Here is a 23,830-nt window from a genome sequence, read left to right on the forward strand (position 1 = left end):
CTCAGAAAAGGAGGTTTTATGACAGCTTCTTTCCCGTCTTTTCAAGATAATCCTTGATCGCTGCGTGTAATCCATCCGCTGCAAGATTGGAGCAATGCAATTTAACCTGTGGAAGCCCATCAAGCGCATCTGCCACATCCCCGCGTGAGATTTTAAGCCCTTCCTCAAGCGTCTTACCTTTTGCAAGTTCAGTGATCATGCTGCTTGTTGCGATCGCAGCCCCGCAGCCGAATGTTTTGAACTTGACATCTTCAAGTATGTTATCCTTAACTTTGATGTAAATCCACATCAAGTCACCACATACTGGATTTCCAACCTTTCCTATTCCATCAGCATCAGGTATCTCGCCAACATTTCGCGGATTGGCAAAATGGTCCATTACTTTTTCACTATATCCTTCAGTCATTTTTACCTCGAAAGCGGAGATATCATCCGCAGTTTATTAACAATACCAGGCAGCACCGAAATCACATAATCGACATCTTCCTGTGTATTTTCCCGTCCAAGCGTTAATCTCAGTGAGCCATGAGCTTCCTCTGGCCGAAGACCGATAGCCATTAACACATGAGATGGTTCAAGGGAGGTGGATGAACACGCAGAACCGGTTGAAGCTGCCACCCCGTTCATATCAAGATTCAATATCATGGATTCGCCTTCTATAAAGCTAAACCTGAAATTTGCATTATTGGGGAGGCGTTTTGTCGGATGACCATTTAAATATGAATCCCCTATCTCAAGAATACCTTTTATTAGTGAATCCCTGAGAACTGCTAAATCTGACTCCCGGGGCAATCGTTCTTTTGCAAGTTCGCTTGCTTTTCCGAAACCAACGATCCCCGGAACGTTTTCTGTACTTGAACGGATGTTTCTTTCATGTCCGCCCCCGTGCAACTGGGGTTCGATAGGAGTTCCTTTTCTCAGGTAAAGCGCGCCAACGCCTTTTGGCCCATATATTTTATGGGCGCTAATGGATAACATTGAAACACCAAGGGCATCAACATTCACAGGGATTTTTCCTGCTGTCTGTACAGCATCAGTATGGAACGTGACCTGTTTTTCTTTTGCGATCTTTCCTATTTCCTCAATGGGCTGGATGGTTCCAATTTCATTATTTGCATGCATTATCGTGATCAGAATTGTTTGTGGGGTTATGGCCTTTTCAACATCAGCCGGATTCACGATCCCGTCTTTGCTTACAGGAAGATATGTAACTTTGAAACCGTTTTTTTCAAGGTATTTACAGGTATGAAGAACCGCATGATGTTCGATCGAACTTGTTATGATATGGTCGCCTTTTCCCCGGTTCCTGAATGCGGTTCCTTTTATCGCAAGGTTATCGGATTCTGTTCCGCTGCCTGTGAATATGATCTCTTCTTTCTTTGCGCCTATAAGGTCGGCGACTTTTTGTCTTGCTTCCTCTATAGCTCTTCTTGCCTGCCTGCCTATCGTGTACAGGCTTGAGGGATTCCCGTATTTTTCAGAAAAATAAGGCAGCATAGCCTCAGTGACCGCAGGGTCAGTAGCAGTTGTGGCGCTGTGATCCATATAAACTTGTTTCATAATGTTTAATCCTATGACTTAAATCGGAATATACTTAACGATGCAAACCCTATCCTGCCGCTGTAAGGTTCCACAATTTTTGCATTGATAATCTTTTCACGGAATCTGTTCAATAGTTTTCAAGGAATCTGAGGTTAAAACGTTTAATCAGCTCCTGTATGTTTGGCTTCATCTCACTTTCTAAATTCTTAAACAAAACAGTTGTATTATCATGTTCGGATATAGCGAGCAAAAAGCTATCTGATAATGCAATATTATATCCGGATTTTATAATCCCTGCTTTCAGGCAAAGTTCATAATCCGGATTTTTAACTTCAACGTGCGGATGATAATATATGAAATCATATAGTTTCTTTGCAAGAATTTCAGATCGGGACTGTGTATATACTTCCTGATAAACCCTTTGTGCAACATAATATATTTCAGCCAGTGTCAATGGGGTCAAAATTGCAGTAACTTTTCCCTGATTCACGGAATCAACAACTGCTTTTGCATGGTGATGCAGCACCCCACGGGTATTAATGTATTCTATCCAGACCCCGGTATCTATTGCGATCATTTAATTCCCAGGTCATCAAGAAGTCTTTTAATTTTTGCCTCATCAATTTTGTGTGATGTTTTCATGGCATTATCAACCGCATGGGGTGAGGCACTTACAAATAATTCCGAGGGCTTCGTTTCTGGTTCTGTTTCAAGGATTATCTTCTTGTTTTCCTGGAAAACCTTCAGCTTTTTTCCCATTGTTAAACCAAGCATTTCCCTTAATTTTTTAGGAATTACTATCTGCCCTTTGCTTGAGATTGTTACAGTTGTCATGAGAGAATGTAAGACTGTTGTCTTATTTAAGTCTTACTATTACATCAAATAACTAAATAATTAAATGAATTAAAATATGCAGCCAGCTCCTACGGACTGAACAATCCGATCGTCTTCCCCAGAGTATCCACAAACTTCTTCGCTTCATCCTCAGTATTATACAAATATAGCGAAGCCCGCACCGCAGCCCCGCATTTCCTGTAATTGAACCAGGAATGCACGCAGAATGCACCCGAGCGCACTTCTATGTTCTCGGTCTCATCAAGAATAAGGGCAATATCATGTGCATCACCGCCTTTTGGCATATCGACAGTAAATGAAATGATGCCTCCCCTCAGGTTCGGGTCTTCCGGGCCTATGATCTTTAATCCCGGCATGTCTTTTATTCCTTTTGTGATAATGGTATTGAGCCGCTTTTCATGCTTCTCGATATTCGGCAATCCCACGCCGCAGATATAGTCAACTGCCGCGCCCCCTCCTATGATGCCAGCATAATCCTGGAGACCTGCCTCGAATTTCTCAGGAGTGGGCAGGAATTTCGCACTTTCATACGTTGTGTCACTAACCGTATCCCCGCCAACGATGAAAGGTGCTATCTCTTCAAGCAGGTGATGTTTACCATAGAGCACACCCATGCCTGTCGGTCCTGCCATCTTATGTACTGAAATAGCGAAAAAATCAACATCAAGCGCCTTTACATCTACAGCTTTGTGAGGTGCGCTCTGGGCTCCGTCAAGCATCACAAGAGCATCGTGGTCATGGGCGATCTGTATGATCTCTTTTGCAGGTATGGTATAGCCGTCAAGGTTCGCGGTATATACCATGCTCACAAGCCGTACGTTCTTGTTTTTATCGAATAGTCCGCAAAATCCCTCAAGATCGAAGGTATTATCAGGATTTGAATGGACAATAATATGCTTTATCCCTCTTTTATGCGCCTGCACCTGCCAGGGAACGAGATTTGAATTATGTTCCCTGTCTGTTGTTAGTACGATGTCGCCGTTTTTAAAATCCATCGAATTGGCAACAAGATTCAATCCTTCGGTTGTGTTTCTTGTGAAGATTATCTCTTCAGGACAGGACGCCCCAAGGAACTTCCGGAACTTCTCCCTGCTTTGAGTGACCTTCTCATCCACTTTTTTTGCCATCTTGTGAATGGAACGCCCACCGCATACTGGATATTCCGTATAATATTCATTCATCGCATCTATTACAGGCCTTGGCTTCAGGGTCATGCATGCATTATCAAAATAGATGGGGTATTTACCATTCCATTTTTTCCCCAGTGCCGGGAAATCACGGCGGATTTTCTGGATGTCCATTATAATACTCCAATGCTAAAATCAAATATATAGTTAAAATTTCCAAAACTAACCTTTATTTTTTTCTTATTCTACAGCTATTGATTTTTTGCACTTTACTCGTTATTGATTTCATGTAATTACTTCCATAGTTCATTTATAGGTTTATACACGTTTATAAGCCTTTCAGAAGCTTACTTCTTATGCAGGATAAACGATCTATACCCTTTCAGGGTATATCCATACCACCTTTAACTTAGGGGTTACACAATTTTTGATGATTTTGTTGCATCTGGCATATTAACCGCAGATGAACACAGATGAACACAGATACGCATCATGATTTTGGGCGCACAAGAATTTATATATTTCATATTTTCTAAATCAAAACCCATGAGCTGCGTATGGTGCTATCGTCACGAACACAAAAGACAAAAGAATCAATAATGCAAATACCAGTACGATCGCATTGGATATCCTTTCTACTTTCTCGCCATCTCCGAACACCTTTGAAAGGAATGAAGTCATAACATCGCGGAACACATGCCCGCCATCAAGAGGTACTGCAGGAAGGCAATTAAATAGCCCGGCATAGAAATTCATCCAGCCGATCCATAACAGGGAATTTAATATCCAGAACACAACTACACCGAATACTGCCACCCAGCCTGTGGGCTCATAAAAATTCATTAGCATGCCGCTAAAGCCAGGGAATCCTTCACCTGCAAAGCCAAATATTGGAAGGCCAAATATAATTACCCATCCATATATTCCGGTCATTAACGATGGAATACTCTTCAACATATCAAGATATGTTTTTGCCTGGAATTCACCTATCCCTATTCCGATGGAATAACTTACCGCTCCCTGCTCAGGCGAATACGACACACCAAGGAAACCTTTATTGGCATTCACAGGAGAGGGATTTTTTCCAAGTTCAATAGCCTTGAATACTTCAGTTGAAGCATCAAGAGAGCTGTTACTTAATAAATAAACATCGATTTTTTGTCCCTCTTTTGTGGAATTCATGAAATTGATGAAATCGTTGAGCTCTTTGATTTCAGTATTATCTATCCTGACTATTATCATGCCTTCTTTTATCCCGGCTGCCCCGGCAGCCGAACCTTCTGTTACGCTCAATACCTTTACACCTGCACGCGTAACATTTTTCCCTGATGCAACCAGATGTATTTCTTTCGGTACACCGTTCTCAACTAGGTTTAATTTTACATTGCTGCCAGGTGCGATCGTACTGGCATAAGAAAGAAAATCAGACGCATTATTGACTTTAATATCATTTATTCCTGTCAATATCATACTCTCATTAACCCCGGCAAGTTGCGCAGGAGAGCCGGGGATAACCGTTGTGATCATTACATCTCCCACTGTTGAAATAGAGCCAAGCAGTGTGAAAAACAGGATAAAAGCAATGATTGCCGTGACAAAATTAGCCATTACTCCTGCTGTTAGCACCCGCACGCGCTCGCTGCGTGTGGCTATGCGCTTTGGTTCAGAAGGCTGTTCTGTTTCGGTTTTTTCTTCTTTTTTCCCCAGCAATTGTTCTTCATCAGGTTCTGCAAAACCACCTACAGGGACAAGAGCCAGCAATATTCCCATGGATTTTACCTTTATACCTTCCACTTTGCAAAGGATTGCATGGGAAAACTCATGTACCATGAGAGTTACGATCAGTGCAATTGCCCCCCAGTAAAGCGGGATATATTCATTAATCCCGGGGATAAGGAAAATATTTCTGGGTTCGTTGAATTTGGTGGGCTGGGGTACTGTCTGGGTCTGGAATGATGTTATCAGTGAGTAATCGATGAACAGTATCAGTAGAAACATTATCAGCATACCGAGAAGCATAGCAGGCAGCCCGATATTTGCAAATGTTCTCCAGAATGTTTTATGAACTGCAAGCCTGTCCAGGAATTCCTGTCCTTTCGTTGTGCGGATCATCAGTATCGGGCCAAATGCAGATATATTATGTTTTGCCAGTGTCCCGCGCCTGTTGAGGATCATCACAATAAGCCAGTAGAATAAGAACAGCGGCAATAAAAGATCAGTGTAATTCAAAAATTTGTCTCCGGGAGCATTATCAGTAAATTATTAAGCTCATTATACATATTAAGCTTTGGGTGACTTAATGTTTTCAATAATATATATAACCGCCGGGGATCTGGCAGAAGCGAGGATGATCGGCCGCAAACTTGTCGAGGAGCGCCTTGCTGCCTGTGCGAATATTTTTCCTATCACTTCCATTTTCAGATGGAAGGGGGGCATAGATGAGGCAAACGAATTCGGGATAATCATAAAAACAAGATCGGATAAAGTAAAGGAAATCGAAAAGAGAGTAAAAGAGATCCACAGCTATGAGGTTCCATGCGTTGTGTCGTTCAAGATCGGGGAAGGTTTGACAGATTACCTTAATTGGATAGATGAGTCTGTGAGAGACCAATAGAGTTATGATACATCGGGGTTAAAAAAGAAAAAAAACGGTATGCTGTGGGCATACCCAGTAGCATACTCGTTAACTCACGGAATTTAAGGTTAAGGTATTCCGGGCAAAGTTGGCTGGTTCCAGTATACTTTTGCTGCTACGGATTGAGATTTTTTCGGATCTGCTTTTCCATTAATGTACCCGGCCGAGAAAGGCTGGTTGCTTCCTCCATTGTTAAAGGTATCCAGCAGGGATTTGGACGTTAACATAGCATTCTTATCCGTACCGCAGAAGTTTGTTCTGGCATCATTAAGAACCGTGCCGCCTGGATCGCTGCCAAAAGCCTGGTTGTTAAGTATGGCTGCCAATAGCTGGAATGCAAGCTGCATCCTTGCCTGGTCTACCGGAGTTCTTTTTTGTTTATTTGTCTCATATGATATACTGGACCAGAACCCACCTTCCAATCTGGCTGTAGTATTTACAATGAAGCTTTCAGGTGCACCGCATTGCAGAGCATTACCGGCAGCAACTACTTTTGCCCATTCCCTGTCTGCCTCCACATAGTGCGTCTGCCAGTATCCCGGTGTTCTTGTTACCAATGTCTTTGCTTTACCATAGTAATGGCTCGGATCTGTCGCAGTCACGGTCTTGCTGCCGTTTGTTCCGGAGGCTGTGCCATTATTTTCGTACTGGCCTGCCACAGCAGTACCTGAGGCCGTGCATGTCATTGATTCACCAACTGCCAGTGCAGTCTTCGGGCATGTTACTGTAACGCCTTTATCATCGGTGACAATTACATCTGTCAGGTCCACGTTACCGGTGTTAGTGACAATGTAAGTCCATATAACAGGATTACCTGTTGTTAAATAAGGACCTGGCGCGGTATCGGCATCACTGCCATTAGTGTATTTCTTAATTGTGATCGCAGGATTTGTCATAAGTACCGAAAGGCTGGCTGCTGTCCATGTCAATGAAGCAGGAAGATTTCCGGATGTATAATCGTCCCGTGAAAATGCCTGGACGGTCAAATTCGTTGCTCCCGGTGGGATGATGACAGGTAAATTCAGGGAATCCCACTGTGGTCCGTCGATACTTGCAAGTAAATTACTATGAACCGTTTTTATTCCCCCCGTAACGACTTCAATGGAATTCGGTCGGCCATTACTGGATACACTTCCAAAAAACATGGCGAGGTTAGCAGTCCTGGAGACTGTATCAGGAGTAAATTTTAAAGTCTGGGGAACCGTACTTTTACGTGGTTCAGGGAAATCAATGAATGCTAAATCAATCCCATCTTTCAGGCTGATTTCGGCGTTATCTACGCCATTATCATAAATTACCAGTATGCCGGCACCATTGTTCTCATCACCCCCAAAGTCCATACCTTCTATCGTAAGAGAATTTAGTCCCTGACTTACAAGATTTAATCCTGTTATGTCCTTTCGATAGCTTGAAAAATAATAATTTATATTGTATGTGTAAAAAAAGGCTGGCCCACCGATTAGCGTCCCTGTTACCGGAGTTCCATTTACCGTAATGGTATCATCACCAATAACTGCATTATTGCCTCCACCTGACCAGTAAAGCAATACCTGTTTTACAGTTCCGGGAACATTTATATTAATCGTTCCGGGTTGTGTTTCCATACCGGTTCCCGCAACCACAACCCCGGAACCCGGAGAAAGTGATATGCCTACCGGATCACCTAAGGTTTCTGTTCCATCAGCCAAAACATTATTAGCTGAAATTCCAAAAAAGAGTACAATCAACACTGTTGTTAGTAATACTCTAATCAAAAAACTGTTCTTCATAAATTTCCTCCTAAATCAAATTAAGATTTTTACTATATATATTTATTGAATTTATTGTATAATAATTGTTATAATAATACTCAGGAGGATTATCATACTTCGAACCAGATAGGTATATTAGTATCGGAAATTATGTTATGATTGGGGAATTTTAATGAGAATGCTCATAGTTTCAAATCGGCTGCCTTTCACTGTTGTTGAAAAAGAAGGTACTTTCAGGTTTCAGGAAAGCGTAGGCGGCATGGTGTCAGGTCTTTCAGCATATCTTGATTCAATGAAAACCTCTTCGTTTACAGAGTCAGAATATATCTGGATTGGATGGCCGGGGATAACAGTTGAGGATATAAAACAAAAAGAACAATTAAAATTAAAAGCGCTTTCTGATTTCCATGCATATCCCATTTTTCTTTCCGAAAAAACCATGGATAAATTCTACCATGGATTCTGCAATAAAACCATCTGGCCGCTATTTCACTATTTTCCGTTTTATACAATATATGATGAGGATTCATGGATATGTTATAAGCATGTAAACGAAATGTTCTGTGAAGCTATTACGGAAATCATAAAACCGGATGATATAGTCTGGGTTCATGATTATCATCTCATGCTTCTTCCCGGGCTCCTGAAAAAAAAGTTCCCTGAAAACCAGGTCGGATTTTTTCTCCATATTCCTTTTCCTTCGTTTGAAATATTCAGGATGCTGCCCAAAAAATGGCAAAAGGAATTACTGGAAGGGATACTGGGAGCTGACCTGGCCGGATTCCATACACATGAATATACCCAATATTTCTTAAGATGTGTTCTGCGCATATTGGGTCATGAGCACAATATGGGAAAGATTATCACGAAGAACAAGATAGTAAGAGCTGATACATTTCCCATGGGTATTGATTTCCCAAAATTCAATGGTCATACAAACAATATGCAGGCTCAGAAAGAAGAAGATACATTCGACAGGACGCTTGCAAACTACAGAATAATTCTTTCTATCGACAGACTGGATTATACTAAAGGTATTATCAACCGTCTTCGCAGTTATGAAATTTTCCTTGAGAGATATAAACAATGGCATAAAAAATTAATACTTCTCTTAGTAGTTGTTCCTTCACGCATAGGAGTAGAGCACTATCAGCTGAATAAAAAAGAAATAGATGAGCTTGTCGGCAGGATAAATGGGAGATTCGGCAGCATCGACTGGACTCCAATATCCTACCAGTACAGGTTCCTGCCGTTCAGTTCTCTTATTGCACTTTATAAAAGAAGCGACGTTGCATTGATTACGCCTTTAAGGGATGGTATGAACCTCGTATCAAAAGAATATATAGCAGCAAGAACCGATAAGACAGGTGTTCTTATACTCAGTGAAATGGCAGGCTCTTCAAAAGAACTTGGAGAAGCCATCATCATAAATCCCAATAATACGGAAGAAATGACCGAAGCATTAAGGGAGGCGCTGGAAATGCCTCCGGAAGAGCAGATCAAGAGGAACCATATCTTGCAGGAGAGACTCAAATGTTATGATGTTGTGAAATGGGCGCATGATTTCCTTAATGATCTGATTTCCGTAGGTGAGGAACAAAAAAGGTTCGATGCAAGATTATTAAATAGCAAAGTCAAACAAGAAATGAAAGTAGATTTCAATAAAGCCAGAAGAAGGCTTATATTATTGGATTATGATGGGACGCTTGTTCCCTTTGCTCCAAAACCTGAGATGGCAGTACCGAGCCAGGACATCCTGAATCTCCTTACGAGTTATTTAAATGATATGCGAAATGAAGTTGTTCTGTTAAGCGGTCGGGACAAAGATACTCTTGAGCGATGGTTTGGATTGCCGAATATAAACATTGTGGCTGAGCACGGGACATTGATCAAGGAAAAAAACTGTGAATGGAGCATAGCTAAACAATTGAATGATCAATGGAAACCCAGGATACTTCCTTTACTCAGGTTATATGTAGACAGGGTCCCCGGATCCTTCATAGAGGAAAAAGATTTCTCTACTGCATGGCATTACCGCAAATCTGACCCTGAACAGAGTTCCGGGCAGGCAAAAGATCTGATGGATACCCTGGTAAATCTTACTGCGAATATAGACGTCCAGGTAATGCAGGGTAATAAAGTTGTGGAAATCCGGAACGCAGGCTTTAACAAGGGCACAGCCGGAATGCGCTGGATATCAAAGAACGAATATGATTTCATTCTTGCGATAGGCGATGATTTCACAGATGAGGATCTGTTTAAGATCCTTCCTGATACTGCTTATTCAATCAGGGTCGGGATTACCCAATCATATGCAAGGTTTAATCTTCATAATTATGTGGAAGTTATAGAGCTTCTCAGGCAATTGGTTGAAGTTAATGTGATATCGGATATCATTAATAAAGAGATTCATAATGAAATTCCCAGTTAAGGATTCGTTAACAGAAGGAGAATTAAAATCCGGTCTTAACAATGTGATAATGGACGGCCTCACAACACAGGCGATCGCAACGCTGACTGGCGGAGTGTTTCTCGTGGCTTTTGCGCTAAAGCTTGGGGCTTCAAACCTGACTATCGGTATTCTCTCAGCCATCCCGCCTCTGGGACAGCTGATCCAACTACCTGCGATATATATTGTGGAGAAATACAGGGTCAGGAGAGAAATCTGTATCTTGAGTACGGGAATAGGCAGGTCATTCTGGCTGCTGATAGCTATGCTCCCTTTCTTAGTTTTTATCAAGGACCCCCTGACCCTGCTCATTATCGTTCTAATAATAAATGCAGCATTCTCTGCTATCGGAGCCTGCAGCTGGAACTCATGGATGCGCGATCTTGTTCCTATGAATCAAATGGGATCTTTTTTCAGTAAACGAATGCTATATGCAAGTATAGTAGGGATTTTATTCAGTCTTATTGCCAGTATATTTATAGATTACTGGAAACAGCTATATCCTGACAATGAATTATATGCATATTCATATATTTTTTTCATCGGATTCCTGGCAGGTATGGCAGGACTGTATTTTCTTTCAAAGATACCTGAGCCTCGTATGATGGTCATCAAAGAAAGGATCAATTTCTCCAGGCTGCTTTTCCAGCCTTTCAAGGATACCAATTTTAAAAACCTGATAATTTTTCTTGGATCGTGGAATTTTGCCGTGAACCTGGCGGCCCCTTTTTTCACTGTTTACATGCTTACAAGATTGAATCTTGATATGGCAACTATTATAATTCTTATGCTATTGAATCAGGTCACCAGTATTGCATTCTTACGTTTGTGGGGAAAATATGCTGATAGATATAGCAACAAATCGATCCTCAGTATAAACGGTCCTTTATTCATAATATGCATTCTTGCATGGACTTTCACTGCAAGACCTGAGAAATACATATTTACTATGCCATTATTGGTAATTATACATACGTTGATGGGTATTTCCTCAGCAGGAATAACCCTTTCATCCGGGAATATCGGGCTCAAATTAGCACCACAAGGACAGGCCACGTCATATTTAGCAGCAAACAGTTTTATTAATTCGTTAGCGGCGGGAATTGCACCCGTGCTTGGTGGTTTATTTGCAGATTTTTTTGCAGACCGCAAACTTTCACTGGATCTCCACTGGGAAAGTCCGGTAAGGAATCTGTATATTCAAACTCTGTATTTTCAATCATTGGATTTCTATTTTCTCTTTGCATTCCTGATAGGTTTTTATTCCATACACAGGCTGGCAATGGTAAAAGAAGTCGGAGAAGTTGAGGAAAAGATCGTAATAAATGAACTTATTTCTGAAGTAAGAAAAGATATGAGATCATTTTCCACTGCAAGTGGTTTGCGAAGCACGATGCAATTTCCATTTTCTGTTATGAGAAGCACTGTGCAGAATACAGATGTTCTGAATAATTTCAGATGTTCGCTCAACAGTTACAACAGACGGCGGGCAATTAAAAATGCTATGTTCAGATCTGCATTTAAAAAGCGTTTAAGGAGTATTCAAGAAGAGAGATAATTCCCGGTATATATTTAAATATTTTTCAACCATTCTATCTGCCGTGAATTTATTTTTAACATGATCAAAACAGTCTTTTGGCTCTATCTCATCTATTCTCTTTATTGCTTTTACCAGTTCTTTTATGTTTGGCTTCCCGTCTTTATTACGCGGCCGGACAAAAAAACCGGTTTTGCCATTTATAACTATTTCAGGAATTGCCCCGCATTCAAAAGCGACCAGAGGCGAACTGCAAGCTCCGGCTTCAATAGGCACCAGGCCAAAAGGTTCTCTCCATAAAGATGGAAAAATCACTCCTGCTGTTGCATTGAGCAGCTTAATTTTTTCTTTATCGCTTACCTCGCCAGCGTACTCCACTACACCTTTTTGTAAGCGCGGTTCTATGCGTTCCTCGAAGAATTCTTCTTCCTTACCAGGGTGTTTTCTTCCGGCTATAATAAGTTTCATGCCAGATTTTTCCGCTGCATCGATAGCATATTCTATCCCTTTATGAGGGTCAATCCTGGAAAGACACAGGAGCGTGTCGTTTTTTCTCTTCAATCGCTTTTTGGTTTTATAATTGGAAAGATCAATCCCGTTATGTACAATATCTTTGTAATGCAATCCTGCATCATCATGTATTGTCTGTGATTTGCTGATAGCAACAAAACGATGGCGTTTCCTGTTTTTTGCATACCTGTATAGCATAATGTTTCCCCAGCCCATGTCTTTGGCACTCATACTATTGTGTATCGTGCTCAGTACCTGGACCCCTGATCCATTTAATGAAGAAGTTACAAGCGGATCAGCATATACATGTGAATGTATAACTTCAAAATTCTCTTCGACTTCCATAGCCTTCCGCAAGCTCAGCAGATTATCAGTTATATCGTTCCAGGAAACGCTATTTTTACCGTTTTGCCCGTTCTTATTATTATCCTGCCTAAGAACAGAACAGGGATATGTGGGTACCAGTTTTGCCGAAGTTTTTGAGTCTCCAGTGGCAAATAAGGTAACATCATGACCCCATTCTACCAACTTCTCACATAACCAATAAACAATTTTTTCTGCCCCGCCATATTTTGATTCATGCGGGGGAGCTATCCTGTACCAGACTGAAGGAGCAACTATTGCAATTCTCATTTTGTCTTCCCCACTAAACTTTTAAATTCTTTATCTTACTATTTTTGTACTAACGCCCTAATTTCATATATGTAACTTCACATATTTATGCACATGGATAAGACTATATATCAAAGTTCTCCAAATAATAAATTATGCGCATTGCCATGTTTTGCAGTGGTTTGATGACCACACCCCCGGCAAACAAAGAAAACATAATTCATGCCCCGCTTCATCTGACAGCAGTCCTGGCCTCTGAGATGGTAAAACGCGGTCACTCTGTGACACTATTTGGTGCTAAGGGTACAAAGTCAAAGGCGAAGGTCATTGATTTAAATCTACCACCATTGTTTAACCATCCGCATATAGGTGATTCAACAGATTTGAAAAATCACAATGCTATAAATTTTTATGAGCAGGTATTTATCGCGGATATTTATCGCAGGGCTGCAGAAGGAGAATTCGACATCATACATATCCATCCGGTTGATCTGTCAATCAACTTTGCAGCCAATTGCAAAGTTCCTACCGTTTTCACCTTGCATGATCCTCTTTCCGAGTGGCGGTGCTTTATTTATAACATACACAAAACGAATAAGAATATTTATTATGTATCAATCAGCGATTCCCAGCGCCTGCCCTTTAAAGATCTAAATTTTATAGATACGATCCATAATGGTATTGATCCAGGCAGGTATCAGTTCAATTCTCTATCCGGGGATTATTTATTATCCGCATCGAGATTGGTTCCGGAAAAAGGGGTCGATATAGCAATCAAGGTTGCAAGGAGAACAGGTTTTCCACTGAAAATAACCGGGGAGCCAGCTTCCGATAATAACAGCTACTGGATGGAAAAAATAAAACCTGAAATAGGAGGAAAGATCAGTTATGAAGGAATGGTTTCCACACGGCGCATGTTAAACATTTATAAAAATGCTGCCGCCCTTCTTTTTCCAATAAAATGGGAAGAATCATTCGGCATGACAATGATCGAGGCTATGGCCTGCGGCACACCTGTGATCGCTTTTAACCGCGGTTCAGTCAGGGAGATCATAAAGGATGGAAGGACAGGTTTCATAGTTGATGACATGGACGGGATGGCCGGGGCAGTTAAAAAAATCAGTTCTATCGATCGAAAAGAATGCCGCTGCCATGTCGAAGAGAACTTCAGCCTCCGAAAAATGGTGGATAAATATGAATTGGTATATGAGAAAATCTTAAAATAACTAATGAGGAATCTAAAAAGTCTCTGTTACTTTACCCTGATATTAAGTATCTTGAACCACAATACGCTGGAAACCCCTGCCAGGAACACGATCATCAGGTCACCATAATGAAGTTCTGAAAAATGGAACAGGTTCCTTAAAACAGGAATATTCAGGACAAGAAGAAGGCTGCCAAGCGCTCCTGCGATCATAATCCACAATGCCTTATTTTCCGGATTGACCCTTATCAGGCTTGTTTCCCATGAAAGGCCTGCAATGATCAGTGTAAGATTGGCTATTACAAGAGTGGCAAAAGTGAGGCTTCGGGCTTCTGTGTCACTTTTTCCCATCGTTAAAGCTAAAAGAAAAACAAAAAAAACAACAACAAGCACACTGACGCCCTGTAATAAACTACCGAAAACATTTTTTTTGCCAAATAATTTCTCTTTTAAATCCCTGGGTGGTCTTTTCATAATGTTTTTTTCTTCAGGCTCTGCTTCAAATACAGTAGAACATGCAGGATCAATTATCAATTCAAGAAATGCAATGTGCGCAGGCAGGAGTATCAGGGGCAGGTTGAACATTACAGGAAAAAGTGCCAGACCCGCAATGGGTACGTGAACTGAAAAAATATATGATATTGCTTTTTTAAGATTATCAAATATCCTCCTGCCCATCCTGACAGCTTCAACGATAGATGAAAAATCATCATTTAACAATACTATTGCTGCTGATTCCCTTGCAACATCGGTTCCCCTTTCACCCATCGCAATACCGATATGAGCTGACTTTAATGCAGGGGCATCATTAACCCCGTCGCCTGTCATTGCAACGATTTCCCCGTTGGATTTGAGCGCTTCTACGATGGCCAGTTTTTGTTCCGGTACTACACGCGCAAAAATATTGATAGTTTTGATCTTTTCCTGTAATTCTGTTTTTTCCATTCCTGAAAGTTGGGCGCCGGTCAAATAATTTCCGGGATTTTCTAAACCTATCTGGCGCGCAATATGCTGCGCTGTCCCCGGATAATCCCCGGTTATCATAATAACTCTTATTCCTGCAAAATAGCAATCGGAAAGTGCTTTATTGACACCAGGACGAACATTATCCATGAAACCCAGCAAACCAATGAATTCAAATCGGAAATCATGCTGCTTTTCGGGAAAAGCATTCTCGGTAAAGCTTGATTTTGCAACACCCAGAATCCTCAATCCCATATCTGCCATTTTCTGGACACAGGCCAGTAATTTATCTTTTTCTTTACCGTCAATATGACATAGATCGATTATTGCCTCAGGCGAGCCTTTTGCAGCGATCACATGCTTTCGTTTGTCATGTGATTCCCATACATTTGAGAGTGCAAGTAAATTCCTGGAAAGCGGATATTCCCTTACAAGCTTCCAGTTATCATGAACGTGTTCGGATTTTGAAAGGAATTTTTCCGTGCCTGTCTTTATTTCCTTTTCGACAGGATCAAAAGGGTCTTTCTGGCTTGCAAGATTTGAAAATTCAAGCAATTCATGGAATTTCTCAGGAAGCGGGATGTTCCCGTTTTTTTCAAGATCGTAATATTCACCATTTGAAAATATGGTATTCAGGATCATCCTGTTCATTGTCAGGGTCCCGGTCTTATCAACGCACAGGACTGTTGCCGAGCCAAGCGTTTCAATAGCAGGCATGCGTCTTGTCAGGACCTTCCTTTTTGACATGCGCCACGCGCCCATTCCAAGGAATATGACAAGTACCACTGAAAATTCTTCCGGGATCAGTGCCATGCTCAAACCAAGGCCCGCAAGTATCCCGTTCAGCCAGTCACCCCTTGTATATCCGTATATGATCGCAACGATCAGGCAGAGTATCAATCCGCCGATAGCGAAATTACGGACAACTAACCGTGTTTCTTTTTTCAGCAGGGTTTCTTCCGCGGAAATTGTTTCAAGGGCTTTTCCGATCCTGCCCATCTCGGTATATCCGCCTGTAGCCGTAACCCTGGCGATCCCGTGTCCCTGGACAACCAGCGTTCCTGAATAAACAAACGGCAGATCGTCGCCGCCAGGCTGGTTTGACTTTACCTTACCATCCCATTCGCATTTTCGAACTGCAAATGACTCACCTGTCAGCATTGATTCATCTATAAGGAGATTTGAACATACGTGCAAAACCCCATCAGCAGGGACGCGGTCTCCTTCTTTTAAGACCAGGATGTCATCCCTTACGACCTCCCGTCCGGGGATTCTTTTTTGAACGCCATCCCTGATCACAAGAGCCCTGGGGCTTGAAAGATTCTTTAATGCCTCTAATGCCCTTTCAGATTTTCTTTCCTGGTAACAAGTTATTCCTACAACCACAAAAACAAAAAAGAGCAGCATTATTGCATCATTTACCTCACCAAGAAGCAGATAAATGATACCCGCACCTATTAGCAGAAGCAGCATCGGTTCTTTAAGGATGTTTATGAATATGGTAAGAATGCCCTGTTTTTTCCTGGATGGGATCTCATTATATCCATTGTCTTTTAATTTTTTTGTTACTTCTGCTTCCGAAAGTCCGGTAATATTTTCCTGATCGAAGGGTTCTTCCATTGGTTTTCCTTTAATAAAATTGGAACACAATATACTGGGAATTATATTTCCTATAGTTATATTGCAAAAAGAATTACTTAAATTGAACTATTTTATGTGACCGTTTCAATTCATGTTGGTAATCCCCCTAATGTGCAACACATTTCTTCATACTTTATGTAATCGATGAATTTAAAGATTTCAAATCTCATCTTGGTCTTTTACCTTTATATAATATTTTTTAACTTTTATCTTTTTATTGATTGATTAAGGAAATTTATTTAAGTGTAAAGTCGCATCAGGCATTAGTGATATGATATGATAACTGGTAATGAAGCTTCTTTGAAAGCAAGGGATTATTTTGAAAGTGTGATGGGTGTGAATGCTGTTATTGGCTTCATGGTTATGTCTTTGAAAAAGGATCTTCTTGGGTCGGAATGGGTGGTTAATTGCAGCTTTTTTCCAAGTGTTGGAGCAAGACAACGTGTTGGTTATATAGTTAAGGTTGATTCAGAAGATGGTTCTATTAAAGAAACGGAAGCAATCGTTGTCAAAGATTGAATGAACAAAAAGTTTTTTTCAGCTAATAATATTGCAATCGATACGGGTCCTCTTTTCATTCACGCCGTGGGTGTTTTTGATTGCAAGAAACTCCAAAATGTTTGTCTTTGTTCCGAACCGGATGAAGAATTTGAATTTTTAGACAAACTTTTTATTTCCCGTAAGACCTTTTATATTACTCCCTATATTTTAAGCGAACTTTTTTACCAGATAAGAAAAATATTTAAATTTGATGATAAAAAAACAGAGGAATTTTTCAACATCTATGGGGAATTTCTAAAAAAAATAGGGGAGATTCAAGTAGAAAAAGAAAAAATAATAACCCATGAGAAGATAAAATTCGGATTAGCCGATATATCTTTGATACTGGCAAATAGAGAAAGGCAGTCTTTAATCTTTTCTAGTGATGGGGCTTTTTGTAAATTTTGTGAACATGAGAAAATTGAATTTATCGACTATAGAAGCTTCTTTTGGAATCGAAGTTTTATGTAGCATTTTAATGTTCATCATTTTATTCGATAAAATGTGCTGTCAATCATAGTTAATTTAATTACCTGACAGGGAATTCAGAAGGGAAAATTATGGTGAAATTAGAGGACATTATATGACACAATACAAAATCCCTGTGATCCCCGGTGATGGTATCGGCCCTGAAATAATAAGAGAAGGACGAAAAGTCCTTGAGACTGCGGGTGAAAAATTCGGTTTTGATATCGAATGGATCGAATATCCGCATGGAGCTGACCATTATCTTGAAACAGGAGAGCTGATATCCGAAGATACGCTAAAAGATCTTTCAAAATACAGGGCGATCTATTTCGGGTCAATCGGAGATGACAGGATAAAGCCCGGGATACTTGAAAAAGGAATTCTCTTGAATATCAGGTTCTATTTTGATGAGTATGTAAACCTCCGTCCTGTGAAGCTCCTTGAAGGGGTCTGGACCCCATTAAAGGATAAGACTGCAAAGGATATTGATTTTGTAGTAGTGCGGGAAAATACGGAAGACTTCTATATCGGCATCGGCGGGCGTGCTAAAAAAGGTAAGAGCAAAAAAACGCTTGAAGTCATAAGGAATATGTATAATGTAAAATTCGGCCTTGATATCACATCCGATAGCGATGAAATAGGCTACCAGCTTGGCCTTATCAGTAAAGAAGGCACACGCAGGGTAATACGCTATTCATTTGAGCTTGCAAAGAACAGGAATAAACATCTGTCTTCAGTGGATAAGGCAAATGTATTATCTGATATCTACGGTTTCTGGCGGGAAGAATTCACGTCAATAGCTTCCGGATATCCGCAGGTAAAAACAGATTTCAATTATGTGGACGCTGTAACCATGTGGTTTGTCAAGAATCCTGAGTTTTTCGATGTTGTTGTCTCACCAAATATGTTCGGTGACATAATAACCGATCTTGGCGCAATGATCCAGGGAGGTCTTGGACTTGCCCCCGGCGGGAATATAAATCCTGAAGGCACAAGCATGTTTGAACCCATCCACGGCAGCGCTCCAAAATACAAGGGACTGAACAAGGTTAATCCGATCGCAACCATCTGGGCAGGGGCGCTGCTTCTTGACCAGCTGGGTGAAAAAGAGGCTTCCGCACAGATCGTGCAGGCTATCGAGAAAAATATCGTTAACAATAAAGTGAAAACATACGATATGGGCGGCTCGAATACGACATCGGATGTCGGGGACGATATTGCGCGATTATTGAAGGAAATATAAGGAAAAAATTTGCGATAGAACACAGATTGCGCGGATGACGCGGATGCGCACGGATAAGGAAAAATCCGTGAATATCCGTTAGATCCGTGTCATCCGTGTTCTTTTTGCTTAAATTACAAATCAGGATGATTTTTAAATTTTAAAAATATCTGCGATAAATGGAAAAAAGCGATTTAATTGAAACCGGGCTTGATAATTCTTTTATTTTTATTTCAGATAGTTCAAAAAGATTAATTACCAAAAACCTTGTTCCTGGAATAAGAGTTTATGATGAAAAACTCATTAATATTGAAAATGAAGAATATCGCATCTGGGATCCGTTTCGAAGCAAGCTTGCAGCCCTGGTATTAAAAGGTTCACAAATCTCGATACAGAAACATAATAGTGTTCTTTATCTTGGCGCGGCAAATGGAACGACTGTAAGCCATGTTTCAGATATTGTTTCTGAGGGTGTTGTTTTTGCCGTAGAATTCTCGCCACGGGCGATGAAAGATCTCATTAATGTCAGCACTTCAAGGATGAATCTTGTTCCCATATTGGCGGACGCAAAAAATCCGAAATCTTATCAAAATATGGTTTCCGAAGTGGATGTTATTTATCAGGATGTAGCGCAAAAAGATCAGGCTGGGATCGCTATCAGGAATGCCCGGATGTTCCTAAAGAATGAAGGGATCCTTGTTTTAATGATAAAAGCAAGGAGTATTGATTCAACAAGCAATTCCAGGGATGTGGCATTTACTGAAATGAAAAAGCTGGAAGGAATTTTTAAGATTAAAGAATTAGTAAATATAGGACAATATCATAGTGATCACTTTGCAGTAGTGGCACAAAAATAGTAGTGTTTCTATCATCATACCCGAAAGAACAGATACTATGCCCTTTTTTTAGCTATCCGGCGGACGATCAATATTGAAGCTACTAAAAAGACAAATATAATTACTACGAAAAAGAATCGAATTGAATATTCAGAAACGCTGAATGGGTTATCCGGGTGCATAATCCTTCCTGCTCTTATCATTAATACCCACACAGACAATGCCAGCCCTGTTCCGAGAAAAGATATCATTTTAGGATTCTCCGAGGCAGAGGATATAAAATAAATACTTATAGATATTAGGGAAATAATAATCGTAGCCTGAAGCCGCGGCTCACCCCAGAAGACTCCGCCCCATGCAAGTTGTGATGATACATTACCTGCTATAGTAGCTGCAACCCAGAATACAACAGCCGTTTTTTCAACAGCAAAGAGCAAAGAAAAGTCTGAACTTTTCCTGAAAAGCGATATTAGACTTACCAGACCCGCACTGGTGAATAGAAAGAGACCTGCGGCTATCAAAGCTCCGTGAAGGTATACTAACTTCAACACCGATCCTAACTCCTTATCCTCAGGTGACAGCCAGATCAATATGATTCCAATGAGGAGTGATATTATTATTCCTGCTGGCAACTTTTTCAGATTCACGATAACACCTATGCTATGAGATATATTATTCTATATACTTTAGCATATATTCTTGCGATGAGCTGATTTAACTTTAATAGCCTGGAAAGAATATCAGCATAGGCAAATATGCATAATGATGCTTTCATAACATTAAATGTCCATCCATCACCACATTATCCCCAGAGCAAGTCCATGGCTGCAATCTTTTATTGAAAGGGTTTTCGAACAATAAAGGAAGAATTCTTAAATTTGATATGGATTGGGGATTGGAAAAAAATGACTTATTTACCCCAGAAGGTTAGTGGACACTAACCCTAATTCTGTCCCACAGCCCGATAAAATGAAAGTTTAAATAACATATAAATCGTATAAGAACCGATAAATCGAAATCAATATCTTCAGATCAATAATTTATGGGACTTAAGACTATGGAACCTTACTTTCACCTAAAAGGAAGCTACAAAACAAGCGCTGACGTAAAAGCTGCAGGTGCAGAGATTGAAAAATTCATTGAAGAATCAAAAGCGACCATCCTCCAGAAAGGCGTTCCGGCCGGGAAGGGCGCGAAAATCATAAACTGGGAAATCCGTGATAACAGTATATTTTTTGATATCGAATCTGACCGGTATCTGCGGGCGCACGACGCATTTATAAGGCTCAGGAAGCCTCTGGCTGGCGTTATTGGAAAGGCATATAAGATCGGTGTCAGGGGTGTTGAAGTTGAAGAGTTCATCGTAAAAATGCCATCAGAACAGCCGCTGCACCAGCAAAAGATACCTTTTGTAAAATCAGTTGGATTTGAAGACGGGATGATCACTCTTTCACTTGAGGTGGGTGAAACGCAGCTTGAGAATAAGATCCCTGACAGGATAATTTCACTCATTGAGGACAAAATAGCAGCACAAAGCTTTGGTGGAAAAACAGAGCACTGGAGCCTTCTCTGGGAAAGCCCTAAAAGGGAAATGAAATTCAAGGGCGACCCCACGGTTGAAGCGGAAAAGCGCGGATGGATAAAACGTGCTGCAGGCCGGGGGCAGTGGATATATGGCCCCCAGATGACACGAGTTTTCAGGACTTTTGAACAAATCGTGCTTGAAGAAGTCATAAAGCCTCTTGGCTATGTTGAAATGATCTTCCCCAAGCTTGTTCCATGGGATGTGTGGAAACATTCAGGTCATGCGAAGGGTGTATATCCGGAAATATACTACGTCTGCCCTCCCAAAACCAGAGACCCTGCATTCTGGGAAGAAGTTATAGATAATTACAAGGTCACACTGGAAGTCCCCATTGACCTGATCGCAGAGAAGATCGATAAGCCTCTTGGCGGCATGTGCTATGCACAATGCCCCTCGTTCTGGCCATTCATGCAGGGAAAGACCGTATCTGATGAATCTTTCCCTGTAAAAGTGTTTGACCGCTCGGGCACATCACACAGATATGAGAGCGGCGGCATACATGGTATGGAAAGAGTGGATGAATTCCACAGGATCGAACTCCTGTTCATTGGGACGCCCGAGCAGGTTCTCGAACATTCAAAGCAGATGCAGGAGTGCTATAAGCATGTTTTTAATGATATCCTTGACCTTGAATGGAGAATGGCATGGGTCACGCCCTGGTTCATGGCACAGGAAGGACTCACGGGACTTGCAGGACAAAAAGGTGTGGGAACAATTGACTTTGAGGCGCCGCTACCTTACCGCGGGAAGGATGGGGAATGGCTTGAGTTCCAGAACCTGAGCGTTAATGGGGATAAATATACAAAAGGATTCAATGTGAAGCTGCAATCGGGAAAAGACTTATGGAGCGGCTGTTCGGGAATCGGGCTTGAGAGATGGGCCAGCACGTTTTTTGCCCAGAAAGGATATGATGAAAAGGACTGGCCTGAGGCGTTCAGGGAAAAGATCGGGAATATGCCGACGGGCATTAAATTCATGTGAACAACTTAATAACAGCCGAAAGATTTAAAATATATGAAATAATAGATTTGGCTGGAGGTGAAAAAATGGTTGGACTAGAAAGTTCAATGGATAACGCAACGGCAGCAAAAAAAGTAAAAGCAAAAGAAGATCCTGCCGAGAAAAAGAGATTAGATGCGTTTAATGCAAAACTGAGAGCCCGCAAAGGACCTCAGCCTAAATGAAGAAGAGAATTGTATAAACATATCAACAATTCTTATATCTGTGAGGTATGAGGAGTGGTTTACTTTTTTCCATGTTGCATCGCATAATAAAACAAAGCAGTATAGATTAAGGAGGTTAATTTTGATTGCCCATTGCAGCCGGAAGGTCAAAGAAGGAAAAATCGTAAAAGTAGAAGTGGAATTCGATGATGTCATCAAAAAGCTCAGGATTACCGGGGATTTTTTCCTGCATCCCGAAGAGGTTCTGGATGATATAGAAAAAAGTATGGTTGGCTTGAAAAAAAATGTAAGCTCTGACGCTATGGTCATCAAAATCCGCAATATTGTAAGGGATTACAATACGCAGATGATCGGTATAAGCCCTGAATCTATCGCCGAAGTCTTGAAGGAGGCGTTGAAATGAAATGGAGAGTAATAGGGCTTGAAACCCATGATGCCTACCTCAACATGGCTCTTGATGAAGCAGTGAGCGAAGGCGTAAGAGCAGGCTCATCCCTGCCCACCATACGATTTTATAACTGGAAACCGAACGCCGTTTCCATAGGCTATTTCCAGGGCATAAGAGATGAGGTCAATCTTGATGTATGCAGGGAACTGGGTGTGGACTGCATAAGGCGGTGGACAGGCGGAGGGGCGGTTTATCACGATTTTGAAGGGGAGATAACATACAGCGTGATAGCGCCTGCAAACATATTCCCGAAAAACATAATAGAGTCATACAGGCTGATATGCGGCTGGCTTGTCAGGGGTCTTGGAAGCCTTGGGATTGAAGCCGAATTCAGGCCGGTTAACGATATTCTTGTTAAGGGTAAAAAAATCTCAGGAAGCGCCCAGACAAGGAGAGGCGGGATATTGCTCCAGCACGGCACCCTGCTTTACGGGCTTGATCTTAAAACAATGTTCAGTGTGCTTAATGTGAGCAGGCAGAAAATTACAGATAAGATGATAGAGAGCGCCCAGGAGCGGGTCACATGCGTTCGTAATCACAGCGATGCAGGAAAGATGGAGGTTTATGATGCTCTCATTTGTGCTTTTACAGAAGGAAAGGATTATGAGTATGGCACATGGAGCATGGATGAACTTGCAAGAGCTAAGGAGCTTGCTGGAGGAAAATATAGGAGCGATGAGTGGATGTATCTGAGGTGATTTTACGGGATTTCAAAATAAGA

At 41.2% G+C, this 23,830-nt stretch carries 21 protein-coding genes; 11 read left to right on the forward strand and 10 right to left on the reverse strand.

From position 1 onward, the window contains the following. Positions 1–16: 16 nt before the first annotated feature. The 6 genes from nifU to FIB07_04030 form a co-directional block, all read right to left on the reverse strand. Positions 17–406 carry a Fe-S cluster assembly scaffold protein NifU gene (gene nifU, locus FIB07_04005; protein ID NJD52011.1) on the reverse strand — a complete coding sequence of 130 codons (390 nt, stop codon included), beginning with the start codon at positions 404–406 and terminating at the stop codon, positions 17–19. Between the two features lie 2 nt (positions 407–408). Continuing rightward, positions 409–1,560: a cysteine desulfurase NifS gene (gene nifS / locus FIB07_04010; protein NJD52012.1), complete on the reverse strand. Its 1,152-nt coding sequence runs from the start codon at positions 1,558–1,560 to the stop codon at positions 409–411. Between the two features lie 109 nt (positions 1,561–1,669). Then, positions 1,670–2,119, reverse strand: a complete 450-nt coding sequence (locus FIB07_04015; GenBank protein ID NJD52013.1) for a type II toxin-antitoxin system VapC family toxin — start codon at positions 2,117–2,119, stop codon at positions 1,670–1,672. Further along, positions 2,116–2,376 carry an AbrB/MazE/SpoVT family DNA-binding domain-containing protein gene (locus FIB07_04020; GenBank protein NJD52014.1) on the reverse strand — a complete coding sequence of 87 codons (261 nt, stop codon included), beginning with the start codon at positions 2,374–2,376 and terminating at the stop codon, positions 2,116–2,118. Before FIB07_04020 ends, FIB07_04015 begins: the two co-directional genes overlap by 4 nt. Positions 2,377–2,465: 89 nt before the next feature. After that, complete coding sequence (locus FIB07_04025) at positions 2,466–3,698, reverse strand: aminotransferase class V-fold PLP-dependent enzyme (protein NJD52015.1); 1,233 nt, start codon at positions 3,696–3,698, stop codon at positions 2,466–2,468. 363 nt (positions 3,699–4,061) lie between these two features. Next, positions 4,062–5,753: a PDZ domain-containing protein gene (locus FIB07_04030; GenBank protein NJD52016.1), complete on the reverse strand. Its 1,692-nt coding sequence runs from the start codon at positions 5,751–5,753 to the stop codon at positions 4,062–4,064. A 70-nt stretch (positions 5,754–5,823) separates the two neighbouring features. Here FIB07_04030 and FIB07_04035 point away from each other — a divergent pair, with 70 nt between their 5' ends. Continuing rightward, a complete protein-coding gene (locus FIB07_04035) occupies positions 5,824–6,138 on the forward strand; it encodes a divalent-cation tolerance protein CutA (GenBank protein ID NJD52017.1) in 315 nt (104 codons plus the stop codon). Positions 6,139–6,227: 89 nt separating this feature from the next. Here FIB07_04035 and FIB07_04040 read toward each other — a convergent pair whose 3' ends face one another. Continuing rightward, positions 6,228–7,928 (reverse strand): hypothetical protein, encoded by a 1,701-nt coding sequence (locus tag FIB07_04040; protein ID NJD52018.1) that lies wholly within the window; start codon positions 7,926–7,928, stop codon positions 6,228–6,230. Positions 7,929–8,082: 154 nt separating this feature from the next. Between FIB07_04040 and FIB07_04045 the strand changes: the two genes are divergently transcribed. Both FIB07_04045 and FIB07_04050 read left to right on the forward strand, forming a co-directional pair. Further along, positions 8,083–10,341: a bifunctional alpha,alpha-trehalose-phosphate synthase (UDP-forming)/trehalose-phosphatase gene (locus tag FIB07_04045; protein NJD52019.1), complete on the forward strand. Its 2,259-nt coding sequence runs from the start codon at positions 8,083–8,085 to the stop codon at positions 10,339–10,341. Then, positions 10,325–11,917, forward strand: a complete 1,593-nt coding sequence (locus tag FIB07_04050; protein NJD52020.1) for an MFS transporter — start codon at positions 10,325–10,327, stop codon at positions 11,915–11,917. The genes FIB07_04045 and FIB07_04050 overlap by 17 nt, the downstream gene beginning before the upstream one ends. Here the strand turns inward: FIB07_04050 and FIB07_04055 are convergent. Beyond that, positions 11,891–13,039 carry a glycosyltransferase family 4 protein gene (locus FIB07_04055; protein NJD52021.1) on the reverse strand — a complete coding sequence of 383 codons (1,149 nt, stop codon included), beginning with the start codon at positions 13,037–13,039 and terminating at the stop codon, positions 11,891–11,893. The two genes, FIB07_04050 and FIB07_04055, sit on opposite strands and share 27 nt — an antisense overlap. A gap of 134 nt (positions 13,040–13,173) precedes the next feature. On the opposite strand from FIB07_04055, the gene FIB07_04060 reads away from it, so the two are divergent. Beyond that, on the forward strand, positions 13,174–14,244 hold the full coding sequence (locus FIB07_04060; protein NJD52022.1) for a glycosyltransferase family 4 protein: 1,071 nt from the start codon (positions 13,174–13,176) through the stop codon (positions 14,242–14,244). Positions 14,245–14,270: 26 nt separating this feature from the next. On the opposite strand, the gene FIB07_04065 is transcribed toward FIB07_04060, so the two are convergent. Continuing rightward, the gene (locus FIB07_04065) at positions 14,271–16,805 is read right to left on the reverse strand and encodes a cation-translocating P-type ATPase (GenBank protein ID NJD52023.1); all 2,535 of its coding nucleotides are present in this window, start codon (positions 16,803–16,805) and stop codon (positions 14,271–14,273) included. Positions 16,806–17,102: 297 nt separating this feature from the next. On the opposite strand from FIB07_04065, the gene FIB07_04070 reads away from it, so the two are divergent. The 4 genes from FIB07_04070 to FIB07_04085 all read left to right on the forward strand — a co-directional run bounded on the left by FIB07_04070 (position 17,103) and on the right by FIB07_04085 (position 19,913). Further along, positions 17,103–17,345 carry a hypothetical protein gene (locus tag FIB07_04070; protein NJD52024.1) on the forward strand — a complete coding sequence of 81 codons (243 nt, stop codon included), beginning with the start codon at positions 17,103–17,105 and terminating at the stop codon, positions 17,343–17,345. Further along, entirely contained in the window at positions 17,346–17,837 is a 492-nt protein-coding gene (locus FIB07_04075) for a hypothetical protein (protein ID NJD52025.1), read from the forward strand. A gap of 112 nt (positions 17,838–17,949) precedes the next feature. Further along, positions 17,950–19,077 (forward strand): isocitrate/isopropylmalate dehydrogenase family protein, encoded by a 1,128-nt coding sequence (locus FIB07_04080; GenBank protein ID NJD52026.1) that lies wholly within the window; start codon positions 17,950–17,952, stop codon positions 19,075–19,077. Positions 19,078–19,235: 158 nt separating this feature from the next. Further along, on the forward strand, positions 19,236–19,913 hold the full coding sequence (locus FIB07_04085; protein NJD52027.1) for a fibrillarin-like rRNA/tRNA 2'-O-methyltransferase: 678 nt from the start codon (positions 19,236–19,238) through the stop codon (positions 19,911–19,913). 35 nt (positions 19,914–19,948) lie between these two features. On the opposite strand, the gene FIB07_04090 is transcribed toward FIB07_04085, so the two are convergent. After that, positions 19,949–20,539, reverse strand: coding sequence for a hypothetical protein (locus tag FIB07_04090; protein NJD52028.1), 591 nt, complete (start codon positions 20,537–20,539; stop codon positions 19,949–19,951). A gap of 410 nt (positions 20,540–20,949) precedes the next feature. Between FIB07_04090 and FIB07_04095 the strand changes: the two genes are divergently transcribed. The 3 genes from FIB07_04095 to FIB07_04105 all read left to right on the forward strand — a co-directional run bounded on the left by FIB07_04095 (position 20,950) and on the right by FIB07_04105 (position 23,807). Next, entirely contained in the window at positions 20,950–22,458 is a 1,509-nt protein-coding gene (locus tag FIB07_04095; protein NJD52029.1) for a serine--tRNA ligase, read from the forward strand. Between the two features lie 324 nt (positions 22,459–22,782). Then, entirely contained in the window at positions 22,783–23,064 is a 282-nt protein-coding gene (locus FIB07_04100; GenBank protein NJD52030.1) for a hypothetical protein, read from the forward strand. After that, the gene (locus FIB07_04105) at positions 23,061–23,807 is read left to right on the forward strand and encodes a lipoate--protein ligase family protein (GenBank protein ID NJD52031.1); all 747 of its coding nucleotides are present in this window, start codon (positions 23,061–23,063) and stop codon (positions 23,805–23,807) included. The genes FIB07_04100 and FIB07_04105 overlap by 4 nt, the downstream gene beginning before the upstream one ends. The last annotated feature ends 23 nt before the right edge of the window (positions 23,808–23,830 follow it).

The organism is Candidatus Methanoperedens sp. (assembly GCA_012026795.1).
Lineage (GTDB): Archaea > Halobacteriota > Methanosarcinia > Methanosarcinales > Methanoperedenaceae > Methanoperedens.